Source organism: Actinomadura barringtoniae (genome assembly GCF_017573505.1).
Classification (GTDB): Bacteria; Actinomycetota; Actinomycetes; order Streptosporangiales; family Streptosporangiaceae; genus Spirillospora; species Spirillospora barringtoniae.
Genome location: NZ_JAGEOJ010000023.1, coordinates 72,589 through 97,305 on the forward strand (window position 1 = coordinate 72,589; position 24,717 = coordinate 97,305).

At 72.6% G+C, this 24,717-nt stretch carries 19 protein-coding genes; 9 read left to right on the plus strand and 10 right to left on the minus strand.

The genetic code is table 11. The annotated features are described in order from the left end of the window. Nucleotides 1-15: 15 nt before the first annotated feature. Nucleotides 16-2,019: a septation protein SepH gene (gene sepH / locus J4573_RS54770; protein ID WP_243774492.1), complete on the minus strand. Its 2,004-nt coding sequence runs from the start codon at nucleotides 2,017-2,019 to the stop codon at nucleotides 16-18. Nucleotides 2,020-2,464: 445 nt separating this feature from the next. Here sepH and J4573_RS42905 point away from each other — a divergent pair, with 445 nt between their 5' ends. Next, nucleotides 2,465-3,412, plus strand: coding sequence for a hypothetical protein (locus tag J4573_RS42905; protein ID WP_208261939.1), 948 nt, complete (start codon nucleotides 2,465-2,467; stop codon nucleotides 3,410-3,412). Nucleotides 3,413-3,469: 57 nt separating this feature from the next. On the opposite strand, the gene J4573_RS42910 is transcribed toward J4573_RS42905, so the two are convergent. After that, nucleotides 3,470-4,780 (minus strand): D-arabinono-1,4-lactone oxidase, encoded by a 1,311-nt coding sequence (locus J4573_RS42910; protein WP_208261940.1) that lies wholly within the window; start codon nucleotides 4,778-4,780, stop codon nucleotides 3,470-3,472. 9 nt (nucleotides 4,781-4,789) lie between these two features. Further along, a complete protein-coding gene (locus J4573_RS42915) occupies nucleotides 4,790-6,001 on the minus strand; it encodes an MFS transporter (protein WP_208261941.1) in 1,212 nt (403 codons plus the stop codon). A 192-nt stretch (nucleotides 6,002-6,193) separates the two neighbouring features. On the opposite strand from J4573_RS42915, the gene J4573_RS42920 reads away from it, so the two are divergent. From J4573_RS42920 to J4573_RS42930, 3 genes are all read left to right on the plus strand, one after another. Beyond that, complete coding sequence (locus tag J4573_RS42920; protein WP_307797369.1) at nucleotides 6,194-7,324, plus strand: lytic transglycosylase domain-containing protein; 1,131 nt, start codon at nucleotides 6,194-6,196, stop codon at nucleotides 7,322-7,324. 68 nt (nucleotides 7,325-7,392) lie between these two features. Further along, a complete protein-coding gene (locus tag J4573_RS42925; protein ID WP_208261943.1) occupies nucleotides 7,393-8,418 on the plus strand; it encodes a ferrochelatase in 1,026 nt (341 codons plus the stop codon). Further along, nucleotides 8,415-9,233, plus strand: coding sequence for an inositol monophosphatase family protein (locus J4573_RS42930; protein WP_208261944.1), 819 nt, complete (start codon nucleotides 8,415-8,417; stop codon nucleotides 9,231-9,233). Before J4573_RS42925 ends, J4573_RS42930 begins: the two co-directional genes overlap by 4 nt. An 86-nt stretch (nucleotides 9,234-9,319) precedes the next feature. Here J4573_RS42930 and J4573_RS42935 read toward each other — a convergent pair whose 3' ends face one another. Next, nucleotides 9,320-9,496, minus strand: a complete 177-nt coding sequence (locus J4573_RS42935) for a hypothetical protein (RefSeq protein WP_208261945.1) — start codon at nucleotides 9,494-9,496, stop codon at nucleotides 9,320-9,322. Nucleotides 9,497-9,696: 200 nt separating this feature from the next. On the opposite strand from J4573_RS42935, the gene J4573_RS42940 reads away from it, so the two are divergent. Both J4573_RS42940 and J4573_RS42945 read left to right on the plus strand, forming a co-directional pair. Continuing rightward, nucleotides 9,697-10,350, plus strand: coding sequence for a response regulator transcription factor (locus J4573_RS42940; protein WP_208261946.1), 654 nt, complete (start codon nucleotides 9,697-9,699; stop codon nucleotides 10,348-10,350). Beyond that, nucleotides 10,347-11,705, plus strand: coding sequence for a sensor histidine kinase (locus tag J4573_RS42945; RefSeq protein ID WP_307797371.1), 1,359 nt, complete (start codon nucleotides 10,347-10,349; stop codon nucleotides 11,703-11,705). The genes J4573_RS42940 and J4573_RS42945 overlap by 4 nt, the downstream gene beginning before the upstream one ends. Nucleotides 11,706-11,734: 29 nt before the next feature. Here J4573_RS42945 and J4573_RS42950 read toward each other — a convergent pair whose 3' ends face one another. From J4573_RS42950 to J4573_RS42960, 3 genes are all read right to left on the minus strand, one after another. Further along, the gene (locus tag J4573_RS42950; RefSeq protein WP_208261947.1) at nucleotides 11,735-14,287 is read right to left on the minus strand and encodes an ABC transporter substrate-binding protein; all 2,553 of its coding nucleotides are present in this window, start codon (nucleotides 14,285-14,287) and stop codon (nucleotides 11,735-11,737) included. A 61-nt stretch (nucleotides 14,288-14,348) separates the two neighbouring features. Then, a complete protein-coding gene (locus J4573_RS42955; RefSeq protein WP_208261949.1) occupies nucleotides 14,349-16,961 on the minus strand; it encodes an ABC transporter substrate-binding protein in 2,613 nt (870 codons plus the stop codon). Nucleotides 16,962-17,006: 45 nt separating this feature from the next. Then, nucleotides 17,007-18,665 carry a serine/threonine protein kinase gene (locus J4573_RS42960; RefSeq protein WP_208261951.1) on the minus strand — a complete coding sequence of 553 codons (1,659 nt, stop codon included), beginning with the start codon at nucleotides 18,663-18,665 and terminating at the stop codon, nucleotides 17,007-17,009. A gap of 512 nt (nucleotides 18,666-19,177) precedes the next feature. Here J4573_RS42960 and J4573_RS42965 point away from each other — a divergent pair. Further along, a complete protein-coding gene (locus J4573_RS42965; RefSeq protein ID WP_208261953.1) occupies nucleotides 19,178-19,474 on the plus strand; it encodes a DUF4193 domain-containing protein in 297 nt (98 codons plus the stop codon). 12 nt (nucleotides 19,475-19,486) lie between these two features. Beyond that, nucleotides 19,487-20,347 carry a hypothetical protein gene (locus J4573_RS42970; protein ID WP_372443011.1) on the plus strand — a complete coding sequence of 287 codons (861 nt, stop codon included), beginning with the start codon at nucleotides 19,487-19,489 and terminating at the stop codon, nucleotides 20,345-20,347. A gap of 27 nt (nucleotides 20,348-20,374) precedes the next feature. On the opposite strand, the gene J4573_RS42975 is transcribed toward J4573_RS42970, so the two are convergent. Both J4573_RS42975 and J4573_RS42980 read right to left on the minus strand, forming a co-directional pair. After that, entirely contained in the window at nucleotides 20,375-20,974 is a 600-nt protein-coding gene (locus J4573_RS42975; RefSeq protein WP_208261954.1) for a maleylpyruvate isomerase family mycothiol-dependent enzyme, read from the minus strand. 105 nt (nucleotides 20,975-21,079) lie between these two features. Next, entirely contained in the window at nucleotides 21,080-21,367 is a 288-nt protein-coding gene (locus J4573_RS42980) for a DUF4235 domain-containing protein (RefSeq protein WP_208261956.1), read from the minus strand. Nucleotides 21,368-21,507: 140 nt separating this feature from the next. Between J4573_RS42980 and valS the strand changes: the two genes are divergently transcribed. After that, nucleotides 21,508-24,033, plus strand: a complete 2,526-nt coding sequence (gene valS / locus J4573_RS42985) for a valine--tRNA ligase (RefSeq protein WP_208261957.1) — start codon at nucleotides 21,508-21,510, stop codon at nucleotides 24,031-24,033. A gap of 3 nt (nucleotides 24,034-24,036) precedes the next feature. Here valS and J4573_RS42990 read toward each other — a convergent pair whose 3' ends face one another. Beyond that, nucleotides 24,037-24,684: a TetR/AcrR family transcriptional regulator gene (locus tag J4573_RS42990; RefSeq protein WP_208261959.1), complete on the minus strand. Its 648-nt coding sequence runs from the start codon at nucleotides 24,682-24,684 to the stop codon at nucleotides 24,037-24,039. Nucleotides 24,685-24,717 lie beyond the last annotated feature (33 nt).

Below are 24,717 nucleotides of genomic sequence, written 5' to 3' on the forward strand. Positions count from 1 at the left end.
TCTCGCCGGACTCTGTTACTCGGGTCGGCGCGCGCCGAACATGATCTCGTCCCAGGACGGGACGGACGCGCGCTTGCCCTTGGCCTTGCGCCGGTTGCGCGCGGCGGGCCGCTGCGGCGGAGCGGGCGTCGACGGCGCCTCGGCCGCCGCGGGCTCGTTCACGGGCTCGGTCTGCGCGGCGGGCATGGACGGCCGCGTCCCGGACTTCTTCTTGGCCGGGGTGTGGCGCGGCGGCTGCGGCTTGGGAACCTTCGGCGCGGCGGGCGCCTCGGGCTCCGCCGGACGCGGCACGTTCGCCGCGGCGGGCTCGACCGCGGGCTCCTCGGCGGGCTCGGGCTCCGGCTCGGCGGCGGGCTTCGGCTTGGGCGCGGGCTGAGGCTTGGCGACGGGCTCGGGAACGGGAGCCGGCTTGGGGGCGGGCTTGGGCTTCGGGGCCTCCGGCACCGGCGCCTCGGCGAGCTTCTCCTCAGCCGCGGCGACCTTCGAGGCCGCCGCCTGCTCCTTGATGCGCTGCGCCGCTGCCTCGTGCTCGTCCGTACGGTCCTCGTCGGCGGCGTCCGCGGCCTCCGAGTCGTGCGCGTCGGTGTCGGCCTCCGCCTCCGCCTCGGGCGCGGCGTCCTCGGCCAGGTCGGTCTTCGCCTCGACCGGAGCCTCGTCCTCGTCCGCGCTGTCCTCGGCGGCTTCGGCCTCGGCCTCGGCCTCGAGCTCCGCGGCCTCGGCCTCACGGGCCTCGGCGCGCGCGGCGGCCTGGGCCTCGACGGCGGCCTCGCGCTCCTGAACGAGGTCGCGCGGCTCGTCCTCCTCGACCTCTTCGGTGTCCGCGGCACGGTCCACAGCGGCCTCTTGCACGTCGTCCACGTCGTGAACGTCCTGCTCGTCGTCGGCGTCCTCGTCCGCGCTCGCCGCCTCGGCGGCTGCCGTCGCCTCGCGGGCTTCGGCCCGCGCGGCCGCCTCGGCCTCCACGGCCGCTGCGCGCTCGGCGGCGATGACCGCTTCGCGTGCGGCGGCGCGTTGCTTGGCCGCCTCGCGCGCTTCCGCGGCGGCCTCGCGCGCCTCGGCCGCCGCCTCACGGGACTCGCTGCGCTGCACCTCCGTGCGCTGCGTCTCGCTTCGCTGCGTCTCGCCGCGCTGCGTCTCGGACTCGACCTCGCGGGAGGGAGTACGCGCGGACGCCTCACGCATCGGGCTCTCGCCGGCCGGAACGGGCGCGGCGGGCAGCGCCGGGGCCTCCGGCGGCTCGCTCAGCCGCCGCTCCTCCCGTACGGGCTGAACGCGGGCGGCGATGGCGGCCTCGCGCTGCATCGGCTGCGGGCGCGCGTCGACCATGCGCCCGCGCTCCACGATGTACTCGCGGCGGGGCGGATCCTCCGGAGCGTCGGAGACGACCTTCATCGCCGGGCGGCGGGGCACCAGCGGGGTGACGGTGTCGCTCAGCGACTCGTCCCACTCGACGGCGGTGAGACGGGCGGCGACCTCGTCGAGCGGCGACACGTGCCGCCGGCGCGGGTCGAAGAGCCACTCGGCGGCGTGCGGGCGGCCGTTGTCGAAGAACGACAGCCGGACGCGCCAGGTGCTGTCCTCACACTTCCAGGAGTCCCACTCGACCTCCTCGAGGTCGACGCCGCCGCGGCCGAGCCGTTCCTCCACGGTCTCGCCGAGGGGCGGGCCCGGGGTCGTCTCGCCGGGCCTGCGCACGCCGACGCGCTGCGCCTGCTGCGCCATGTACTCGCGCTCCTGCAGGACCGGGCCCTCGAACCAGCGGACGCGCTCGACCGGGATTCCGGCCGACTCGGCGATCTCCTCCGCCGTCTCGCCGGACCGGATACGGGCCTGGATCTCCTTGGGACGCAAGGGACTCTCCACTTCGATCTCGAACTGGCCGAGGCGGGAGAAGTGCCCACGTACCGCTGCACGCAGCCGGTCGTCGACGGGCAGGGTGAACCGGGTGCCCCGGCCAGCGGTCGCCAGGACGAGATAGGTCCCGTCCTCGCTCACCGCGACGAGGCGCAGCTCCTGCATGCGTGTCCTTCCTGCCCTTCCTGACGGCACCGGAGGGTGCCGAACCCGCCGTCCGGTCGCGAGCCCGCCTCACTCGTGCTCGTGCCGACCGATGGTTCGGTGCCCACCGAGGGCGCATGCGTGCCCTTCCCCCGGACTCCCGAGTCTCTCTTCTGGACACGCCTTGCTGCCAGCACCGTACCCGGCATGTCCGAACATCGCCGCTCTCGAAGCCCTCATCACCCGTGGTGAAGAGGGCGCCTGCCCAAGCTTGCCCTTGTGCGAGGGTCCCCGGGGGCGCCCTGCCGCATTCTTGTGGATCCTTTTCCACACTGTGCCTGATGGGTCAGGGGGACTCCAGTCTTTTCACGTTGCGATCGTCACGTACGGGGCAGGAACACCCGGACCCGGCCGTTAGTTTCTGTTGCGGGGGATTTACGGCCTGACCGGAACGGGGGATTCATCGATGCGGCACAAGATGCCGGATCTCAGCACGACGCAGCTGATCGCGAGTGGCCTGGCGACGCTCGCCGCGGCCTGGGGGGCGTCCTACCTGGGGGTGTACGGGACGATCCTGGGCGCGGCCTTCATGAGCGTCGCGTCCACGGCGGGCGCCGCGGTGTGCAAGCACTACCTGGATCAGGGCAAGGAGCAGCTCCACGAGCGCACCCATCTCCAGGAGGCGGTCCAGGAGGAGGCGGTCGCCAGGGGCGCGGCCGCGGCGGCCACGAGCGCCGACCCGACGCGGACCGCGCGGTGGCTGGGCGACGCGAACGCGACGCAGTTCATGGACGATCCGAACGCGACCCGGGTGGACCCGAACGCGACCCGGATGGACGGGCTGCCCACGCTGAGTGACCCGAACGTGACGCGGATCGACCGTACGCCCGCCGAGACCGTGGCGGCCGAGCTGGCCGCAGAGGCCGGCGACGAGGCGGTGCGCAGGGCGTCCTGGAAGGCCGCGTTCGAGAGCACGCTGGAATGGGCCAGGCAGCGCTGGGTCGTCCTGCTGGTCTCCTCGGCCGCGGTCTTCGCGGTTGTGACGGGCGGCGTCGCCCTTTTCCAGTGGCAGACCGACAAGGCGTTCGGCGGCAGCGGCGTCATCCAGCAGTCCTCGCGGGGCGGCGGTGGTGGCGGCGGGACCGACCACGACGAGAAGCCGTCGCACAAGCCGTCGACGGGCACGTCCTCGCCGACCCCGAGCGACTCGGGCTCCGCGCCGAGCGACACCCCGTCGAGCGGGCCTTCCAGCTCTCCGTCGGACAAGCCGACCGAGACCCCGACCACGCCGACCGCGCCCCCGACGAACCCGACGCCCACGCCGGACAAGTCCACTCCCAAGGACACGCCCAGCACCGGCGATGGCCAGGGCGGGCAGACGCCCAAGAACAACGTCCAGCCCAGCGGCAACTGACGTATATAAGGAAGGGCCGGAGCCTCACCACGAGGCTCCGGCCCTTCCTTATGAGAGCTAGGCGCCGAAGACCTGCCGGGTGTAGGCGTTGAGGAAGCGCCGCTCGGGGTCCAGTTCGTTGCGCAGCGCCTGGAAGTCCTTGAAGCGCGGGTAGACCGTCTCCAGGTACTCGGCGTCGCGCGTGTGCATCTTGCCCCAGTGGGGACGGCCGCCGACCGAGGTCAGCAGTTCCTCGACGCCCTCGAAGTACTCCTCGTGCGGGTCGCGGTTGTAGACGTGGATCGCGATGAACGCGCTGTGGCGGTCGTGCGCCATCGACAGCCACGCGTCCTCGGCGGGCAGCAGCCGAACCTCGATCGGGAAGCTGATCCGCCAGTCGCGCTTGTCGAACAGCGCCCGCAGGTCGCGCAGCGTCGGTACGAGCTGCTCGCGCGGGATGGAGTACTCCTGCTCCTTGAAGCGCACCTTCCGCGGGCTGGTGAACACCTTGTAAGAGGTGTCGCTGAACGTGCGGGCCCCGAGGGCCTTGGCCGACACCCCGTTCACGAACGGGACGGCTGCCGGGGCACGGTGCGTCACGTGCTGCATCAGCCCGAAGACGGTGTTGGACAGGAACTCGTCGTCCAGCCAGCCCTTGAACCTGGGCAGCGGCTCGGCGGGCCCCTCGACGCGGTTGTTGCGCTTGGTGAGGCAGCCCTCGGTGTGCGGGAACCAGTAGAACTCGAAGTGCTCGTTGGCGGCCTCGAACTCGTCGACCCGCGCCAGCACCTCGTCCCACTTCATCGGCTCCTCGCGCGCCTCCAGCAGGAACGCCGGGACGGTGCGCCAGGTTATCGCGGTGATCACGCCGAGCGCGCCGAGGCCCGCGCGGGCCGCGTCGAACAGCTCGGGGCGTTCGTCGGGCGAGCAGGTGACGACGCTGCCGTCGGCGAGGACCAGCTCCAGCGCGGCGACCTGCGAGGCGAGGCCGGCGGCGTCGCGGCCGGTGCCGTGCGTGGCGGTCTGGAGCGCGCCCGCGACGGTCTGCTCCTGGATGTCGCCCATGTTGGCCAGGGCCAGCCCGTGCTCGTCCAGGATCCGGTTGAGCCGGTGCAGCGGCAGCCCGGCCTCGACGGTCACCAGGCCGCTGGCGGTGTCGACCGAGCGGACCGCGGTCAGGCCGTCCGGGCGCAGCAGGACGCCCTCGGCGAGCGCGGCGCCGGTGAAGGAGTGGCCGGTCCCGGTCATGCGGACGGTCAGGCCGTCGGTCGCTGCGGTGCGGACCGCTCCCGCCACCTCTTCGGTGGTACGGGGGGTCGCGACGCGACGCGGCGTGACCTGCTGGTTTCCTGCCCAGTTCTGCCATGTTTGGGCACTCGCGGGGGACATGCGAGGACTCTACCCGGCAATCGATCGTGAAGAAAGTTCACGTTTACTGATTTTCCGCGTGCCGGCCAGTCCGATCACCGCCGCGACCGCCGCCGCGCCCAGCGGGATGAGGAACGCGGCCCGCGAGCCATAGGCGTCGACCAGCTTCCCGGCGCCCGACGAGCCCATCGCCACCCCGATCCCGACGGTCGTCGACACCAGCGCCAGGCCCTCGGTCAGCTGGCTCGGCGGCACGACCCGCTCGATCAGCCCGTACGCCGGGATGATCGTCGGGGAGATCGCCAGGCCGGAGAAGAACACCACGGCCATCATCAGGTAGAGGTGGGTCACCAGCACGGGTCCCACGCCGCCGAGGGTCAGCAGGACCAGGCCGACCCGGAAGCGGCGGTCCAGTGGAGCGCTCCAGCTCCGTGCGCCGTACCAGAGCGCCGCCGTCCCGCTGCCCAGCGCGTAACAGCCCAGCAGCACCCCGGCCAGCGCCTTGTGCCCCTGCTCCTGCGCGAACGCCACGCCGCTGACGTCGATCGCCCCGAACACCGCGCCCAGCAGCGCGAAGACCGGGGTCATGATCAGGATCGCCGGGATGCGCAGCACGCTGCCCGGCACCGACTCGCCGCGCGGGCGCGGCGGCGGCTCGGTGCGGCGCTGCACGGCCAGCGCCAGGCAGCCGACCAGGGTGAACGAGGCGGCCGCGGCCAGGCCCGCCGCCGGATGCAGCCCGGTGGACAGCGCCGTCACGATGATCGGGCCGCAGACGAAGATCGACTCGTCCACCACCGACTCGAACGAGAACGCCGTCGACAGCCGGGCCGGCCGCTCGCGCAGCGCGTAGGTCCAGCGGGCCCGCACCCACGCGCCCAGCGAGGGCAGGCTCAGCCCGGCGAGGGCCGCCGCGGGGAACAGGGTCCAGATCGGCAGCCCGGCCTGCGCGAAGATGATGAACGTGGACCAGCTCGCGGCATTGGCCAGCACCAGCGGCACCAGTACGGCGTGCTGCCCGTACCGGTCGGCGAAGCGCGCGCTGAGCGGGGCCCCGGCGGCGTACGAAAGGGACATGGTCGCCGACACCGCCCCGGCGATGCCGTACGATCCGGTAACCGCCGACACCAGAAGGACGATGCCGATCCCCACCATGGACATCGACATCCGCCCGACGAATCCCGCGGCGACGAACGACCGTGCCCCGGGAACCCCGAGCAGCTCCCGGTATGGACTGGCCACCTGTTGCTCCCTCCTGACCTCCATGATCACGTTACCTGGGCGAATCAACTGGATTTTCCGGTAACCCACCCGTAGCGACACTCGTTGGGATTGGTTGTGGCTCCTCCTTCACCTCCTCCTTCTCCTTCCTCTCCGAAGGCCTCTCCCAAGGGCTCTCCGAAGGCCGGGAAGGCCAAGGCGCGGCAGAGGCGCGTGCTGCTGCCCGTCGGGGCGGCGGCGATCGCGGTGCTCGCCGCGGGGAGCCTGTCCGGGGGCGTGTACGCCGTGGTGAGCGGCCACGGCAAGGCCGACCCGGTCGCCAAGACCACCGCCGAGCCGCCGCCGACCGGTGCGCCGACCGGCCCGGTGACCAACGTCGCCGACTCCGGCCAGGTCGCCCCGCTGCGCCGCGTGGTGCCGCCGGACGTGCTGGCCGTGAGCGGCGGAGGCGGCTCGATCGGGCCCGCCCAGATCGCCAAGATCCGCAAGCTCGGCAAGGTCCGCGACGTGGTGGCGGTCGCGGGCGGCGCCGTCCAGCTTCAGGGGCGCGCGGTCAACACCTTCGCCGTCGACCCGTCCTCGTTCCGGTCCTGGACGCCGCCGGGCACCGCCAAGAAGACCGACCTGTGGGCCGCGCTGGCCGCCGACCAGTTCGTGGTGTCCCCGACGGCCGCCGAGCAGCTCCAGCTCGCCAAGGGCTTCCAGTATCCGATCGTCGCCAAGTCCATGCCGAACGTGATGATGGGCGGCTCGGGCTCCCTCGGCCTGCCCGGCATCGACATGCTGGTCAGCCGCAAGACCGGCAACGACATGGGCCTGGTGCCGAACGTGGCGATCATGGTCAACGCGCCGGGCGTCGACCCCGCCAAGCTGTCCAAGGCGGTCGGCAGGGTCCTGGGCGTCGGCGCCAACGTGGTCAACCTGCATGACCGCAAGTACCAGAGCCCCTCCGACAACGGCGGCAAGCCCGGCAGCTACCTGGACCTCTACAAGCAGGCGGCCACCGGCTGCCCAGGGCTGTCCTGGACGGTCCTCGCCGCCATCGGCCAGGTCGAGAGCGACCACGGCCGCAACGCCGGCCGTTCCAGCGCGGGCGCGCTCGGGCCGATGCAGTTCATGCCGGCGACCTGGAAGACCTACGGCGTGGACGGCGACCACGACGGCAAGGCCGACATCATGAACCCCTACGACGCCGTTCCGGCCGCCGCGAAGTACCTGTGCGCGAACGGAGCGGGCAAGGGCGGCAAACAGCTCTACCGGGCGATCTGGCACTACAACCACGCCGACTGGTACGTCCAGAAGGTGCTCGCGCTGGCCAAGGCCTACTCCACCCGCTTCAGCTGACAGACCCGCGTCCGACCCGCCGCCGGGGGTGATCCAGACCATGGCGCCGCGGCTGGTTGGATGGAGTCATGACGTCGTACGACGCGCTGCTCCTGCTGTCCTTCGGCGGGCCCGAGGGGCCCGATGACGTGATCCCGTTCCTGGAGAACGTCACCCGTGGCCGCGGCATCCCGCGTGAGCGGCTCGAGCAGGTCGGGGAGCACTACCACCTCTTCGGCGGCGTGAGCCCGATCAACCAGCAGTGCCGCGACCTCAAGGCCGCGATCGAGGCCGACTTCAAGGCCGGCGGGGTGGACCTGCCGGTCTACTGGGGCAACCGCAACTGGGATCCCTACCTGGCCGACACCGTCCGGCGGATGAAGGACGACGGGATCCGCCGCGCCGCCGCGTTCGTCACCTCCGCCTACAGCTGCTACTCCTGCTGCCGCCAGTACCTGGACGACATCGATCGCGCCCGCGCCGAGGTGCCGGGCGCCCCGGAGATCGACAAGCTGCGGATCTACTACAACCACCCGGGGTTCGTGGAGCCGTTCGTCGAGGCCGCCCGCGCGGCGCTGGACCGGCTGCCCGCCGAGCTGCGCGACGAGGCGCACCTGGCGTTCAGCGCGCACAGCGTGCCGCTGTCGCAGCCCGGTCAGGAGCGCTACAACGCCGAGCTGAACGACGTCTCCGCGCTGGTCGCCGAGCGCGCCGCGCCCGGCCACCGGTGGGCGCTGGTCTACCAGAGCCGCAGCGGCCCGCCGAGCCAGCCGTGGCTGGAGCCCGACATCGTCGACCACCTGGACACGCTGCCCGGCCAGGGCGTGCGGGCGGTGGTGAACGTGCCGATCGGCTTCGTCTCCGACCACATGGAGGTCAAGTACGACCTGGACGTCGAGGCCTCGAACCGGGCCGCCGAGCTCGGGCTGGCGTTCGAGCGCGCTGCGACGCCCGGCCACCATCCGCGGTTCGTGTCGATGGTCCGTGAACTGCTGCTCGAACGCGAGGACGCGGAGGAGACCGGCGACGGCGGTGGCGAGCGGCCGGCGCTGGGCGCGCTCGGACCGCGACCCGACCGCTGCCCGGCAGGCTGCTGTACGAGGGGGAACCAATGACCGTCCAGGCCGACGAACTGCTCGAACTCGCGCTGGCGACCGCGCGCGAGGCGGGCCGGATGCTGGTCGACGACCGCCCGGCGGACGGGCCCGACGTCGTCCAGACCAAGTCCAGCCCGACCGACGTGGTCACCCAGATGGACCGCGCCGCCGAGAAGCTGATCATCGACCGGATCAGTACGGTCCGGCCCGGCGACGCCTTCCTGGGGGAGGAGGGCGGCACCCGCGCCGGCAGCGACGGCAGCCCGGTCCGCTGGGTGATCGACCCGATCGACGGCACCGTCAACTACCTCTACGACCTGCCCGACTGGGCCGTGAGCATCGCCGCCGAGGTGGACGGCGTCGCGGTCGCGGGGGTCGTGGACATGCCGCGGCGCGGCGAGACCTACACGGCCGTACGGGGCGGCGGGGCGTTCCTGCACACGGCCACGGGCGCGCGGCAGTTGCGGGTGAACGCGGACGTCCCGCTGGGGCAGGCCCTCGTGGGCACCGGCTTCGGCTACGCGCCGGAACGCCGCGCCCACCAGGCGAAGGTCCTCACCGGCGTGCTGCCCAACGTCCGGGACCTCCGGCGGGGCGGCTCGTGCTGCGTTGACCTGTGCTCGCTGGCCGCCGGCCGTATCGACGCCTACTACGAGCGCGGCGTGCAGGCGTGGGACATCGCCGCCGGGGCGCTCATCGTGCAGGAGGCGGGCGGCCGCGTCGAGGGCCTGAGCGGCGCCGCCCCCGGCCCGGAGATCACCATCGCCGCAGGCCCGGGCACCTTCGAGGCCTTGCACGACCTGCTCAAGCCGCTGGACCCCGCCCGCGACTGAACGACGAAGACGGCTGAAACGACGGAGAGACCCGGGGCGGTGGGCCCCGGGTCTCCCCGACGATGGTGCTTTCTCAGGCGTCCTGACTAATCGCAGCGGGGTGGTTCGACGCCTATGTCGTGGTTCGCCGCGATCCGGCGTAGTTCTTTGATCTCCTCCTGGCGGATGTCAGCCAGGTAGGTGTCGCCGTCGGCGTGGGCGTGGCGAAGCGACTCGTACGCGCTATCGAGACGCTCCCTGATCGTGCGTGACAGTTCGCCCATGGGCCTCCTCCCGGATCGAGCCGTCTGTACCCACGCCTACGCTGAAGGTAAACCTGTTCCAAAGCGGTAATTCGAGGTGTACGCAGGGCGTCGATGAGACCGCTGATCAGGGCCATCCTGATCAGGGGCTTACGGGGGTCTTACGGGCCTCGTGCGATACCTGACAGTGGGTCTTCGGGGCCGATTCATAGGGGGACGGAGTGCGTGTTCTAGTCGTCGAGGACGAGCGGGTGCTCGCCGACGCGATCGCCACCGGCCTGCGCCGCGAGGCGCTGGCCGTGGACGTGGCCTACGACGGGGCGGGGGCCCTGGAGCGGGCGGGCGTCAACGACTACGACGTGATCGTGCTCGACCGGGACCTGCCCAAGGTGCACGGCGACGACGTCTGCAAGCAGCTGGTCGCGCAGCGCTACCCCGCGCGGATCATCATGCTGACCGCCGCCGGTGAGCTGGACGACAAGGTCGAGGGCCTGTCCATCGGCGCCGACGACTACCTGGCCAAGCCGTTCGCGTTCGCCGAGCTGATCGCCCGGGTGCGCGCGCTCGGCCGGCGCGCCGCCGCGCCGCTGCCGCCCGTGCTGGAACGCGCCGGGATCACGCTCGACCCGGCCCGCCGCGAGGTGCTGCGGGACGGGCAGCCGATCGAGCTGACCCGCAAGGAGTTCGCCGTCCTGGAGGTGCTGCTCGGCGCGGACGGTGCCGTGGTCAGCTCCGAGCAGCTGCTGGAGAAGGCCTGGGACGAGCACATCGACCCGTTCACCAACGTGGTCCGCGTCACGATGATGACGCTGCGCAAGAAGCTCGGTGACCCGGCGGTGATCGAGACCGTGCCGGGTGTGGGGTACCGCCTGTGAGCGCCCCGAACCCGGCCGAGAGCGCCGGCCCGCAAACGCGCGCGAACGACCCGCAGGTGCGCGCGGGTGAGGCGAAGGCGCGTGCCGGTGACGCGCAGGCGCAGTCGGCTCAGGCGCAGTCGACGCAGCCGGTGCCGGCGGCGCCCGACACCGGCGGGTTCGAGGAGACCGGGCCGCTGATGGTCGGCCCGCCGAACGGAGGCGGCCGCAAGGGGCCCAAGCGCAGCGGCTCGTCGATCGCCTCGGACCTGCGCGCGCTGCCCGGCCGGGTGAGCGTGCGGCTGCGCCTCACCGTGCTGTACGGGCTGCTGTTCTTCCTGGCGGGCGGCCTGCTGCTCCTGGTGATGTCGATCCTGGTCGCCAACATTCTGGGCAACATCCACCTGTTCGTTCCCGGCCTGACCGACGACCAGATGGCCGAGGTCCAGCACAGCTTCGTCGAGGCGACGATGCGGCAGCTGGTCGGGCGGTCGCTGCTGGCGCTCGCCGGGGTCGGGATCATCGCCCTGGTCCTCGGTTACTTCGTCGCCGACCGGGCGCTCAGCCCGCTGCAGCGGGTGACCGCGACGGCCCGCCGGCTGTCGGAGAGCGCGCTGCACGAGCGGGTCGCGCTGGAGGGCCCGGACGACGAGATCAAGGAGCTGGCCGACACCTTCGACGCGATGCTGGAGCGGCTCAGCCAGGCCTTCGACTCCCAGCGCCGCTTCGTCGCCAACGCCTCCCACGAGCTGCGCACCCCGCTGGCGATCAACCGGACGCTGCTGGAGGTCGCGCTCGGCGACCCCGAGGCCTCGCCGGACCTGAAGGCCGTCGGCAAGACGCTGCTGGCCACCAACGCGCGCCACGAACGGCTGATCGAGGGACTGCTGCTGCTGGCCCGCAGCGAGCGCGAGCTGACCACCCGTACGGCCGTCGACCTCGCCGACGTGGCCGCGACCGTGCTGGAGCACGCCGAGCGGCGCGACCACGACAACGAGGTCACCGTGCACCGCGAGCTGACCTCGGGGATCGCGCTCGGCGACCCGGTGCTGCTGGAGCACCTGGTCGGCAACCTGGTCGACAACTCGATCAAGCACAACGAGGACGGCGGCGAGGTCTGGGTCCGCACCGGGGTCCTGGACGGCTACGCGACGGTCCAGGTGGAGAACACCGGGCCGGTCGTGCCCGCCTACGAGGTGGACCGGCTGTTCGAGCCGTTCCGCCGGCTGAACTCCGACCGGGTCGAGTCGGCCAAGGGCGCGGGCCTCGGGCTGTCGATCGTCCGCTCGGTCGTGCGGGCGCACCGCGGCACGGTCTACGCCACGCCCCGGACCGGCGGCGGGCTGATCGTCACCGTCCGCCTCCCGCTCGGCTGACGCTCCACGGGCCCTAGCGCAGGCGGGCCCTAGCGCAGGGAGGCCGTGGCCAGGGTCGGGGCGCCGTCGAAGCCCAGGTCCAGGCCGGTGAACCGCTTGGACACCAGCCCGGTCCGGCGGGTGTCCCACAGCGGGATCAGCGCCATGTCGTCCAGGGCGATCTTCTCCGCCGCGCGGGCCAGCCCGACCCGTTCGGCCTCGGTGGCCGCGCCCGGCACCCGGGCCAGCGCCGCGTCGAAGTCGGCGTTCCGCCACGCGGAGTAGTTCTCGCTCTGCCCGCCGCCAAGGATCGGGTGCAGGAACGCGTACGCGGACGGGTGGCCCGCCGAATGGCCGTAGGCGGCCAGGCCGGACGCGCCCGGCGCCGCCATCGTCCGGGTCAGCGCCGCCGTGGACGGCTTGATCCGGATGTCGAGCTTGAGCCCGAGCACGCGCTTCAGCTGCCGCTGGGCGAGGGGAGCCCACGCGGTGGCGACGTCGGTCCGTGTGATGAGCAGCTTCAGTCTGGTCCCGGGCTTCAGTCCTGCCTGGGCCGCGAGCCGTCTGGCCTCGGCGGGGTCCTGACGCAGGCACGAGGCGCAGGCGCCGCCGCTGCCGAACCCCGGCAGCGCGGCGGGGATCAGCGAGGTCGCCGTGCTCCGCAGCCCGTTGAACGCCTTGTCGGTCAGCTCGGCGCGGTCGAGCGCGTAGGACACCGCCAGGCGCGCCTCACGCGTCCGCAGCGGGCCGCGCGCGGTGATCGGCACCAGGTAGGCGGAGGCGGCGGCCGGGCGCTCCAGGAGACGATCACCGGCACCGAGCCGGGACCGGGCGAGCGCCTCGTCGCCGGGCGCGACGGGGGTGAAGCCGAGCCGGCCGTTCTGGAACGCCGAGATCCCGTCGGCGGAGGTCTCCCCGGCGGTGGTGACCACCACGCGGTCCAGCCGGGCCCGGCCGAGCGCCCACCGGTCGTTGCGGTCGAGCGTGATCCGTTCGCCCCGCTCGTACGACGCGATCTTGAACGGGCCGTTCCCGACCGGGTGCCGGCCCCACAGCGGACCGGCGGTCCGCGGCACGGGCAGGAACACGGTGTCGGCCAGGTGCTGGTCGAACTCGCAGTCCGGCGAGTCCAGCTCGACCCGGATCGAGGACCCCGAGGCGCGTGCGCCCCGCATCGCCGCCGCCCGCCCGGACCGGGCCGCGCCGAACCCCTTGATCCCGCCCATGACCTCGGCGGCGGGGCCCTTGCGGTCCTTGGCCGCACGGTTCCAGCCGCGTACGAACGCCGCCGCGTCCACCGGCGACCCGTCGCTGAACGTGGTGCCAGGCCGTACGGCGATGTCCCAGGCCCGGCAGCCGTCGCTCGGCGTGATCGCGGTCGCGAGCCGCCGCTGAACGCGGCCGTCCGGCCCGGCCTCGACCAGCCCGGTGAACAGCGCCCGGACGATCGACTTGCCCGCCACCCCCTCGACCCGCGCCGGGTCGATCTCCGGCGGGCCGCCCTCCGACGGCACCATCATCATCAGCGTCCCGCCGATCTTGGCCGGGGGCCGCCTGGTGTCGTCCTGCGAGCTCATGGCGAGCGCCATCCCGCCCGCCGAGACGGCCAGGACCGCCGCCGCCGAGCCGGCCAGCAGGACCCACCTGCGCCGCCGCGGCGGGATCGACCTCGTCCGGTCCTCGTGCTCGGCCGACGTGACGCCGTCGGGCGCCGGGTCGGCGTGCTCGGTGCTCGCCGCGAGGGCGCCCCGGTTGAGCATCGCCCCGGCCGTGGCGGGCGCGTTCGGTCCTCTGACCTGGCCCGACTGGTCCAGCAGGGCCATCAGGATCTCTTGCGAGGCCGGCCGCTCGCCCGGCTCCTTGGCCAGGCAGCGCTCCAGCAGGTCGCTGAACGAGCCCTGCACGCCGCCGAGATCGGGATCCAGGTAGAGGATGCGGTGCATGACCGCCGGAATGCTGTCCTTGCCGTACGGCGGACGCCCGGTCGCCGCGTAGATCATCGTGCTGGCCCAGGCGAAGACGTCGGCGGGCGCGCCCACCTCGTCGCCGGAGATCTGCTCGGGCGCCATGTAGGACGGCGTGCCGACCGCCGGGCCGGACACCGTGGTCGCGTCCAGCGCCCGCGCCACCCCGAAGTCGATCACCCGCGGGCCGTCCGGGCCGAGCAGGACGTTGGCGGGCTTGAAGTCGCGGTGCACGATGCCCGCCTGATGGATCGCGGCGAGCGCGGTGATCGTGCCGACGGCGATCCGGTCCAGCCCGGGCCCCGTGCGCGGGCCCTCCTCCTTGACGACCGTCGACAGCGGCAGCCCGGGCACGTACTCGCTGACGATGTAGGGCGCGTCGCCCTCCACGTCGGAGTCCAGGATCGAGGCCGTGCAGAACGGCGCGACGCGCTGGGCGGCGGCCAGCTCGGCGGCGAACCGGGCGCGGGCGCGCGGGTCGTCGTTGAACTGGGCGTGCAGCTGCTTGATCGCGACCTGGACGCCGTCGGTGGTCTCGCCCAGGAAGACCGTTCCCTGCCCGCCGGTGCCGAGCCGGGCGACGAGCCCGTACGCGCCGAGGCGCTCGGGATCACCTGACCGGAGGGGGAGGACGGACATGTCGCCCGATATTACTTGCGTGTGAGGTCGGCCTGACTGGTGCGCGAAAGCGGGTTGAGTCTCAGCGCAGGGCCGCGCCCGCCAGCGTGGGGACGCCTTCGAAGTCCAGGTCGAGTCCGACGAACGACCGGTCGGCCAGGGCCGTCTTGCGGGTGTTCCAGAGCGGGATCAGCGCCATGTCGTCCAGGGCGATCTTCTCCGCCTGGCGGGCGAGACCGAGGCGGGTCTGCTCGTCGGTGGCGCGCGGGACGCGGGCCAGCGTCGCGTCGAACCTGGCGTTGCTCCACTGGGACAGGTTGAAACCCTCGCCGCCGCCGTCCGCCGAGGGGATCTGGTCCCCGCCGAGCGTGGGGTGCAGGAACGCGTACGCCGTCGGATAGGGCGCGCCGTAACCGGACGAGCCGAGCCCCGAGGCGTCCGGCGCCATCATGGCCGCCTTCCACTCGGCCATGGACTCCTCGCTCTCGATGACGACCTTCAGGCCGAGCACCCGGTCGAGCTGCCGCTGCACGAGCGGGGCCCAGTGCGCCGCGTTCATCTCGCCCTGAACGATCAGCCTCAGCGTGGTGCCGGGGGCCAGCCCGCCCGCCTTGGCCAGACGCCGCGCCTCGGCCACGTTCTGCCGCACGCATGAGGCGCAGGCGGCCGCTGAGCCACCGGAAGCCTGCGTCCCCCACCCGGGGAGGGCCGACGGGACCAGACCCGGCGCGGGGGCCCTCAGGCCGTTGTAGGCCTTGTCGGTCAGCTCGGCCCGGTCAAGCGCGTACGAGACGGCCAGGCGCGCCTCGCGGGTGCGCAGCGGCCCGCGCGCGGTGATCGGGATGAGGTACGTGGCGGCGCCGATCGGGCGGTTGAGCAGGCGGTCGCCCTCGGGGAGCCGGGAGCGGGCGAGCGCCTCCTCGCCCGACCCGACCGGGGAGAAGCCGTACTTGCCCGCCTGGAACGCCGAGATCGTGTCGGCGGTCGTGGACGAGTCCAGGTCGATGATCACGCGGTCGAGGCGCGCCTGGCCGAGGGCCCAGCGATCGTTGCGGGCCAGCACGAGCCGCTTCCCCTTGTCATACGACTCGATCTTGAAGGGACCGGTGCCGACGCGGTCGGCGTCCTTCTTCGGGACCGGTGCGAAGACCGGGTCGCCCAGGCGCTTGTCGAACTCGCAGTCCGGGGAGCTCAGCGCGACTTCGACCGTGCCCGGACCGGCGGCGCGCACCCCGGACATGGTCGTACGGTCGCCGCCCGCGACCTCGGCGTAGCCCTTGATGTCGCGCATCGCCGTGGCGGCGGGCCCGTTCCCGACCCGGGCGGCGGCGTTCCAGCCACGGACGAACGCGGCGGCGTCGACCTTCGTGCCGTCGCTGAACGCCGTGTCCCGGCGCAGCGTGAGCTCCCAGGCCGAGCAGCCGGCCGAGGGCTTGATCGCCGTGGCCAGGGCGGGCCGCACCCGCCCGTCGGTGCCGAGCTCGGCGGGCCCGGTGGAGAGCTGCTCGGCGACGGTCCGCTCGCTGCCGGAACGGGCCTCGGCCGGATCGAACCGGAAGTCGGTCCCGGCCACGGGAAGGGCCATGGTCAGCTCGCCGCCGGTCCGCCCGATCACGGCCGCGGGCTTCTTGGGGCCGTCCTGGCCGCCGCCGTCGCCGGACCACAGCACCCAGGCGGCGGCGCCCGCCGCCACGGCGAGCGCGACCAGCGCGGCGCCGCCCGCCCAGACCGGCCGGGGGATCCGCTTGCGGCGTGCGACGGGGTGGGTGGTGTCGCGCGGCTCGGTGAGCCCGCCGTCGGACTCCTCGGGCTTGGCCGGGCTCGCCGGTGCGTTCTCGGCGGCCGCGACGGCGCCCCGGTTGAGGGCGACCGCCGGCGCGGGCACCGGCCCCGACTGGTCCAGCAGCCGGATCAGCGCCTGGTGGGACGTGGGCCGGCCCGCCGGATCCTTGGCCAGGCACTGCTCCACGGTCTCGCGCAGCCGCCCCTCCAGCCCGCCGAGGTCGGGCTCGATGTGCAGGATCCGGTGCATGACGGCCGGGATCGTGTCGTTGCCGAACGGTGGCCGCCCGGTGGCCGCGAAGACCATCGTGCTCGCCCAGGCGAACACGTCGGCGGGCGGCCCGACCTCGTCGCCCGAGATCTGCTCGGGCGCCATGTAGGACGGCGTGCCGACCGCGTGCCCGGACACCGTCGTCGCGTCCAGCGCCCGCGCGATCCCGAAGTCGATCACGCGCGGGCCGTCGGCGGCCAGCATCACGTTGTGCGGCTTGAAGTCGCGGTGCACGACCCCGGCCTGGTGGATGGCGGCCAGCGCGGTGATCGTGCCGACCGCGATCCGGTCCAGCGCCGCCCCCGAACGCGGCCCGTCCTCCCTGAGCACGGTCGACAGCGGCCGGCCCGGCACGAACTCGCTGACGATGTAGGGCGCGTCGCCGTCCACGTCGGAGTCCAGGATCGGCGCCGTGCAGAACGGCGCCACCCGCCGGGCCGCCGCCAGCTCGGCGGCGAACCGCGACCGCGCCCGCGGGTCGTCGGTGAACGCGGCGTGCATCAGCTTGATCGCCACCCGGCGGCCGCCGTCGTCGTCCTCGCCGAGGAACACCGTTCCCTGTCCGCCCACGCCGAGCCGTCCGATGAGCGTGTAGCCGCTCAGCCGGTCGGGGTCGCCGGGACGCAGGGGGAGGACCGCCATGGAGTCCTTTCGGGGTCTCCGGTCAGTTCGTGTCGGGGTCTCCGGTCAGTTCTTGACCACGGTGCCGAACGCCGTCGCCGAGGCCGTGGACTGGGTCGGGCGCCACTCCCAGCGCGCCGTCGCGCCGCTCGCGGTCGGGGTGAAGGTGATGTACCCGCTGGCGCACCGCGACGGATCGCTGGAGGTCGAGGTCTCGCGCCAGATCAGCTTGTCGCCGTCCTTGTTCAGCAGGCTGAGCGAGGTGAAGCAGGCGGGCGTGTCGGTGTAGGTGTAGATCGCGCTGCCGCGCGTTCCGTAGAAGTAGAAGTTGGCCTTGAAGCTGGTGCGCCCGGTGCCGGCGTTCGGCTGGTTGCCGTAGCCCTTGTAGATGCCGGTGAGGCCGTCGCCGATCGTGCCCGACGACGGCAGGCCGGACGGCGGGCTGTAGGTGTAGGTCGGCGAGTAGGTGAAGCGCCGCGGCGTCGGGTTGTCGTCGCCCGCGTTCACCGCGATCACGACGATCACGACGATGATCGCGATGACCGCCAGCACGGCGCAGCCGATGCCGACGACGGCGCCGGTGTTGCTGCCGCCCTGGCGGGGCGGCGGGCCGTACTGCGGCGGGCGCGGTGGCGGGTAGCCGCCGCCCGCCACCATCTGCGGCGGCGGCGGAGGCTGCTGCATGCCGCCCTGGTACATCGGCATGGGCGGCGGGGTGATCGGCTGCGGCGGCGGGGTGTGCGGGCCGCCGCCCATCGGCATCGGGGGAGGCGTGATCGGCTGCGGCGGGGGCGTGTGCTGCCGCACCGGGGGGACCTGCGGCGGCGCGGGCATCTGGGCGGCGATCCGGGTGCCCTGGTTGAGCAGGGCCTCCTGGCCCGCCGAGGGGTTGGACGGCGCGGCGCCCACGTGGCCGAGCAGGTTGAACAGCAGCTGCGGAGCCGGGGGCCGCAGGCCCGCGTCCTTGGACAGGCAGCGCCCGACCAGGTCGCGCAGCGGGCCCGCCGGGAGGGCCGACAGGTCCGGCTCCTCATTGAGGATCCGGTTGATGATCACCGGGAGGGTGTCGGCCTCGAACGGCGACTGCCCGGTCGCAGCGAACACCATGGTCGCGCCCCAGGCGAAGATGTCGACCGCCGGGGTGAGCGGGGCGCCGGTCAGCTGCTCGGGGGCCAGGTAGCCGGGGGTGCCGACGACCATGCCGGTCGCGGTGACCGCGCTCTCCTGGGAGTTGACCGTACGGGCGATGCCGAAGTCGACCACCCGCGGGCCGTCGGAGGCCAGCATGACGTTGTTGGGCTTGAAGTCGCGGTGCACGATGCCGGCCTCGTGGATCGCCGCGAGGGCGGTCACGGTGCCGATCGCCAGCCGCTCCAGCTCGGCCGCGCCGCGCGGGCCGTCGTGAGCGACCACGTCGTGCAGGGACGGGCCGTCGATGAACTCGCTGACCACGTAGGGCTGGTCGCCCTGGACGTCGGCCTCGATCACCCGCGCGGTGCAGAACGGCTCGACCTTCTGGGCCGCCGCGACCTCGCGGGAGAAACGGGCGCGCGCGGAGGGGTCGGTGGCCATCTGGGCGTGCAGCAGCTTGACGGCGACGTACTCGCCGCCGGCGGACTTGCCGAGGAAGACCGCGCCCTGCCCGCCCGCGCCGAGACGCCCGACGACCTCGTACTGACCCAGCGCTCGGGGATCGCCTGGCTCCAGGGGAGCGGCATCCGGCATCTGACCCTCCAGTGACCCACAGTGAAGACCCGCATGGTGGTGGTCGCCGGCCCCCGCGGGACGTTCCTCCGGCACTGCATGCCGGCCGCCCCCTGGCAGGGGCCCGCCCCAACCTTCAGGCGGGCACGATATCGCGTTAGTTCTGACGTTTCACCGAAGCGTCTGGTTCGCCTCCGGCGGACCCGGGTAGGACGCCCTCCTGGGTCGGTGGGCCGGTCGGCGAGCGCAAGGCCGCCCGGACCGATATGATCCCCGCCGCCGCGGGATGCCCCGGTGGGGCGTCTCGGCCCTGATTCAGTCCGGGATACCCGATCGGGATTGTGACATATGACACATATCGGGGGGTTGGTCTGGGGTGATGGGTGTCACCGATGGGATCAGTCGCGCCTTGTGTGTCACAGGCCACTGCCCGTGACAGAATTTCCCGCCCGGATCGGGCACAAGAACGGTCTCCCGAGCGTTAGATCCGCGCGACGGGGCGCATAAAGGACTGAGGGGGATGGAGATAGAAGATGGCGACCGACTACGACAGCCCACGTAAGACAGACGACGACCTCAACGAGGACAGCCTCCAGGAGCTCCAGGCTCGGCGGGCCGACAAGGCCGCGAGCATCATCGACGAGGACCTGGACGCCGGCGAGGTCGCCGAGCTTCCGGGCGCCGACCTGTCCAACGAGGAGCTCACCTTCCGGGTGGTCCCTCGTCAGGCCGACGAGTTCACCTGCAGCCGGTGCTTCCTGGTGCACCACCGCAGCCAGCTGGCCAAGGAGAAGAACGGCCAGCCGATCTGCCGCGAGTGCGCCGCCTGACAAGGGGGCGCGGTGACGGGAGACCTGGAACGAGAGGGCGACGACCAACGGGTCGCCGGTGAGGGAGCCGACGCGTCAGCCGAGGAGATCGGCACGCTGATCGGTCGGCTCTCCGCGGGCGACGACGACATGGACCGCGAGACCCGTGGCCGCCTGCTCCGGCGTCTGGCCCGACTGATCGGCCAGAGCGCACGCCGGGCGGGCGCCTCGGGTTACGCGCGCGGCCGCTGGCTCGCGGAGCTGATGATGGCGGCGGCGCCGCACATCCCGATCCGCGACCTGGAGACGCTGAGCGCCCATCACCACGGACTGACCGGCGAGGAGCTGGCCGAGAGCGTGGTGCGGGTGGCCGGTCATGGCACCACGGCCGTGGGTGCGGCCGGCGGGGCGCTGGCGGCGGTCGAGTTCGCCGCCCCGCCGCTGCTGCTGTCCGCGCCCGCCCAGCTCGCCGCCGAGACCCTCGTGGTCGCGGCGATCGAGGTCAAGATGATCGCCGAGCTGCACGAGGTGTACGGGGTCCGGGTCGAGGGCTCGGGCACCGTGCGCGGCGCCGCGTTCCTCACCGCCTGGGCCCGGCGCCGGGGGATCAACCCGCTGGAATCGGGGTCCCTCACCAACGCGCTCGGCTCGGCGGCCAAGGTCGCTCTGCGCAAGCGCCTGCTGCGCACGATGGGGCGCAGCCTGAGCACGATGGGGCCGTTCCTCACCGGAGCGGCCGCGGGTGCGGCCCTGAACCGCACCGCCACGCGCAAGCTCGCCTCCGAGATCCGCAAGGACCTGCGCGGCACGTCGGGCGGGGCCGTGGACGGGGAGGGAGACCTGGACGTCACCCCGTTCCCGCTGCCCGGGGAACGCCCGCCGCTCGAAAGCTGACCCCATCGTGAGGACCTGAACCGATCTTCAGGAAAAGATGAGCTCGGAAGTTACAGAATCCCTGCCCGTGAGCCACAGTCCCAAGGCCTCGCGGGTACCCCGGGCCTCGGCCTTGGCGCCGGGGAAGGCGATCGGCCGGTGACCGTCGGTGGGGACCAGGCGGTGCCGGATCGTCCGCCGGTTCATCCACATGCTCAGCTGAAGCCCCTCGCGGAAGATCGCGGTGGCGACGGTGTCGGGGATCTCGCGCTCCAGCCCGAGGCCGCGGATCACGTCCTGGTGGTGAACGCCGAGGTCGCCGAGCAGGATGCCGGCGCTGAGGCGGCTGGTGGTGCTGGGGTTGGCGGCCCAGTGGCGGGCCCACTCCATCAGGCGCTCGCGGGACACCGCGCGGGCCCGGTCGGCCTGCGCCTGGTTGGCCGCGTTGATGCGGGTGCCGTACGGCAGGTACGACTTCCAGAAGTAGTCGAGACCGATCACGTGCCCGAGGACGTCGCGCGGGGCCCACTCGCTGCACAGGGTGACGCCGGCGTCGAAGTCGTCGTCAGAGAGACCGTCAAGGGTCTCGATCATCCGGAAGCGCTCGGCCTTCAGCTCGTCCTCGTACGGGAGCTTGAACGGCAGCATCGTGGTCGATCCCTTCGCATCGCCAGGAATCGACCACGATACGCAGGTGCTTGCCGCAGCAAGCACTGGACCCCCCATCTAATAGGAGGCCGTCAAGATCCTCCGTCAGACGTCGGCCTTGAGCTGCGCGGGGAGTTCGCCGGTGCCCTTGGCCCACTGCTTGGCCGCCGCCCGCGTCACCAGGAGCCGGGTGAGCTCCATGCCGACGCCCATGATCACGGCCCAGCCGATCGCCTCGGTGAGCGCGACCTCGGGTGACTCGGGGTGGGTCGGCGGCTCCTTGCCGGTGCTCTTCTTCCAGGCCACGGTGATCGCCTTCTTGGCGATGAAGCCACCGGCGAAGGCCGCGGCGCCCGCCATGATGCGCCAGCCGAAGTCGCCCTTGTCCGCCATCGTCTGTTCCTCCAGTAATCCAGGCTGACCACGACGCTACCGGAACGGCGTACCCGGGACTCGCCGGTGAATGCGGCCGGGGTGCCCCGGGCGGTGATTAATTGGCCTGCGGACGGTGGCGATGTCAATACCATTGACGCATGACAGAACAGCCGCGTACGCCGAACGTCCCCGCCAAGCCCTCACTGGACGGCTTGGAGGAGAAGTGGGTACGCGCCTGGGAGGACGCCGGGACCTACCGCTTCGACCGGACCCGCCCGCGCGCCGACGTCTACTCGATCGACACCCCGCCGCCCACGGTCAGCGGGTCGCTGCACGTCGGCCACGTCTTCTCCTACACCCACACCGACGCCGTCGCGCGCTTCCAGCGGATGCGCGGCCGCGAGGTCTTCTACCCGATGGGCTGGGACGACAACGGGCTGCCGACCGAGCGCCGCGTCCAGAACTACTTCGGCGTCCGCTGCGATCCGTCGCTGCCGTACGACCCGGGCTTCGAGCCGCCGGAGAAGCCGGACGCCAAGCGCCAGCTGCCGGTCAGCCGCCGCAACTTCATCGAGCTGTGCGAGCGGCTCACCGCGGTCGACGAGAAGGCGTTCGAGGAGATGTGGCGCCGCGTCGGCCTGTCGGTCGACTGGAACCACCTCTACACGACCATCGGGGACGAGTCGCGGACCGCGTCGCAGCGCGAGTTCCTGCGCAACCTGGCGCGCGGCGAGGCCTACCACTCCGAGGCGCCGACGCTGTGGGACGTCACGTTCCGCACGGCGGTCGCGCAGGCCGAGCTGGAGGACCGCGAGCACTCCGGCGCGTTCTACCGCATCCGCTTTCACGGCGAGGACCGGCCGGTCTACATCGAGACGACGCGTCCCGAGCTGCTGCCCGCGTGCGTCGCGCTGGTCGCGCACCCCGACGACGAGCGCTACCGGGAGCTGTTCGGCACGACCGTCCGCACGCCGCTGTTCGGCGTCGAGGTCCCGGTCGTCGCGCACCGCCTCGCCGAGCCCGACAAGGGGTCGGGCATCGCGATGATCTGCACGTTCGGCGACATCACCGACGTCACCTGGTGGCGCGAGCTGAACCTGCCGACGCGCGCGATCATCGACTGGGACGGGCGGCTGGTCGCCGACCCGCCCGCCGGCGTCCCGGCCTCGCCGTACGACGAGCTCGCCGGCAAGACGGTCTTCTCCGCCAAGGAGCGCGTCGCCGAGCTGCTGCGCGAGTCCGGCGACCTGGACGGCGAGCCGCGCAAGATCTCGCGTCCGGTCAAGTTCTACGAGAAGGGCAACAAGCCGCTCGAGATCGTCACGACCCGCCAGTGGTACATCCGCAACGGCGGGCGCGACGCGGGCCTGCGCGACGAACTGCTGGAGCGCGGCCGCCAGCTGTCCTGGCACCCCGGCTACATGCAGGCGCGGTACGAGAACTGGGTCGAGGGACTGGCGGGTGACTGGCTCATCTCGCGGCAGCGCTTCTTCGGCGTCCCGATCCCGGTCTGGTACCGGCTGGACGGCGAGGGCGAGCCGCTCTACGACGAGCCGATCGTCCCGGCCGAGGCGTCGCTGCCGGTCGACCCGTCCTCGGACGTCCCGCCCGGCTTCACCGAGGACCAGCGCGGCAAGGCGGGCGGCTTCGTCGCCGACCCTGACGTGATGGACACCTGGGCGACGTCGTCGCTGACGCCGCAGATCGCGGGCGGCTGGGAGCACGACCCGGACCTGTTCGGCCGCGTCTTCCCCTACGACCTGCGGCCCCAGGCGCACGACATCATCCGCACCTGGCTGTTCTCGACCGTCGTCCGCGCGCATCTGGAGCACCACTCGCTGCCGTGGACCGACGTCGCGCTGTCGGGCTGGATCCTGGACCCCGACCGCAAGAAGATGTCCAAGTCCAAGGGCAACGTCGTCACGCCGATGGCGCTCCTGCAGGAGTTCGGGTCCGACGCGGTCCGCTACTGGGCGGTCAACGGGCGGCCGGGCACCGACACCGCGTTCGACACCGGCCAGATCAAGGTCGGCCGCCGCCTCGCCATCAAGATCCTTAACGCCTCCAAGTTCGTTCTGGGGTTCGGCGAGGTGGACGCCGGCGCCGAGATCACCGAGCCGCTGGACCTGGCGATGCTGGCCGCGCTCGCCGGTGTCGTGGGCGACGCGACCAAGGCGTTCGAGGGCTACGACTACACGCGGGCGCTGGAGCGCACCGAGCGCTTCTTCTGGGAGTTCTGCGACGACTACCTGGAACTGGTCAAGACCCGCGCGTACGGCGAGGGAGCGGCCGCCCAGTCGGCGCGTGCGGCGCTGCGGGCCGCGCTGTCGGTGATGCTGCGGCTGTTCGCGCCGAGCCTGCCGTACGTCACCGAGGAGGTCTGGTCGTGGTGGCGCGAGGGCTCGGTCCACCGCGCGTCCTGGCCGGACACCGATGAGCTGCCGACCGGCGGCGACCCGGCCGTGCTCGCCGCGACCGCCGAGGCGCTGCGCCAGGTCCGCAAGGCCAAGTCGGAGGCGAAGGCGTCGATGCGCGCCGACGTGTCGCGGGCGCTCGTCCGCGGCGCCGAGGTCGGCCGGATCGCGCGGAACGACCTGACCGCCGCGGGCCGGATCGCCGACCTCGCGCTGGAGGAGGCGAACGCCGACCTCACCGTCGAGGTCACGCTCGCGCCGACTGAATGAGTACTAGGCGGGCCGGTCGGAGTCGGGGTCTGCGGCTCCGACCGCCTGCAGCGTGCCGCCGAGCACCCGTACGGCCAGGTCGCGCACTTCCTCGCGGGTGAGGTCGCGGGTCTCCAGCCACGACACCGTCGCGCCCTCGACGAACGACAGCCAGCCGTCCAGCGCGACGCGCAGGGTCGGCCGCGGGTCGCGCGAGCCGACCAGCCCGTACGACATCGCGCCGAGCAGCCGGCGCCGGACCCGCCGGTAGCGGTCGACCGCCTCGGCGTCCACGCCGAGGCCGCCGCTGGTGACGGTCTGGAACGCCGAACTGTGCGTCTCGGCCCACCACAGGTAGGCGTCCAGCGTGCGGATCAGCCGTTCGGTGGGGGACAGGTCGGCGGACCGCTCGCCCTTCTCGGCGAGGTCGTTGAGCGCGCTCGCGGCCTGGTCGATCACCGCCATGAACAGGCCGCGCTTGCTGCCGAAGTAGTAGTAGATCAGCCCCTTGGCGACGCCCGCCTCACGGGTGATCTCGTCGATCGACAGCACGTCGTAGGGCCGGTCGGCGAAGAGCCTGGCGGCGACCTCCAGGATCGCCGTGCGCCGCGCCTCGCCGCGCCCGGTCGACGCCGGGGCCGACGCCGTGAGGGCCTTCTCGGGTCCGGTCACGGTGGCCAAGGTGCCCCCTATTGACTTCGATTC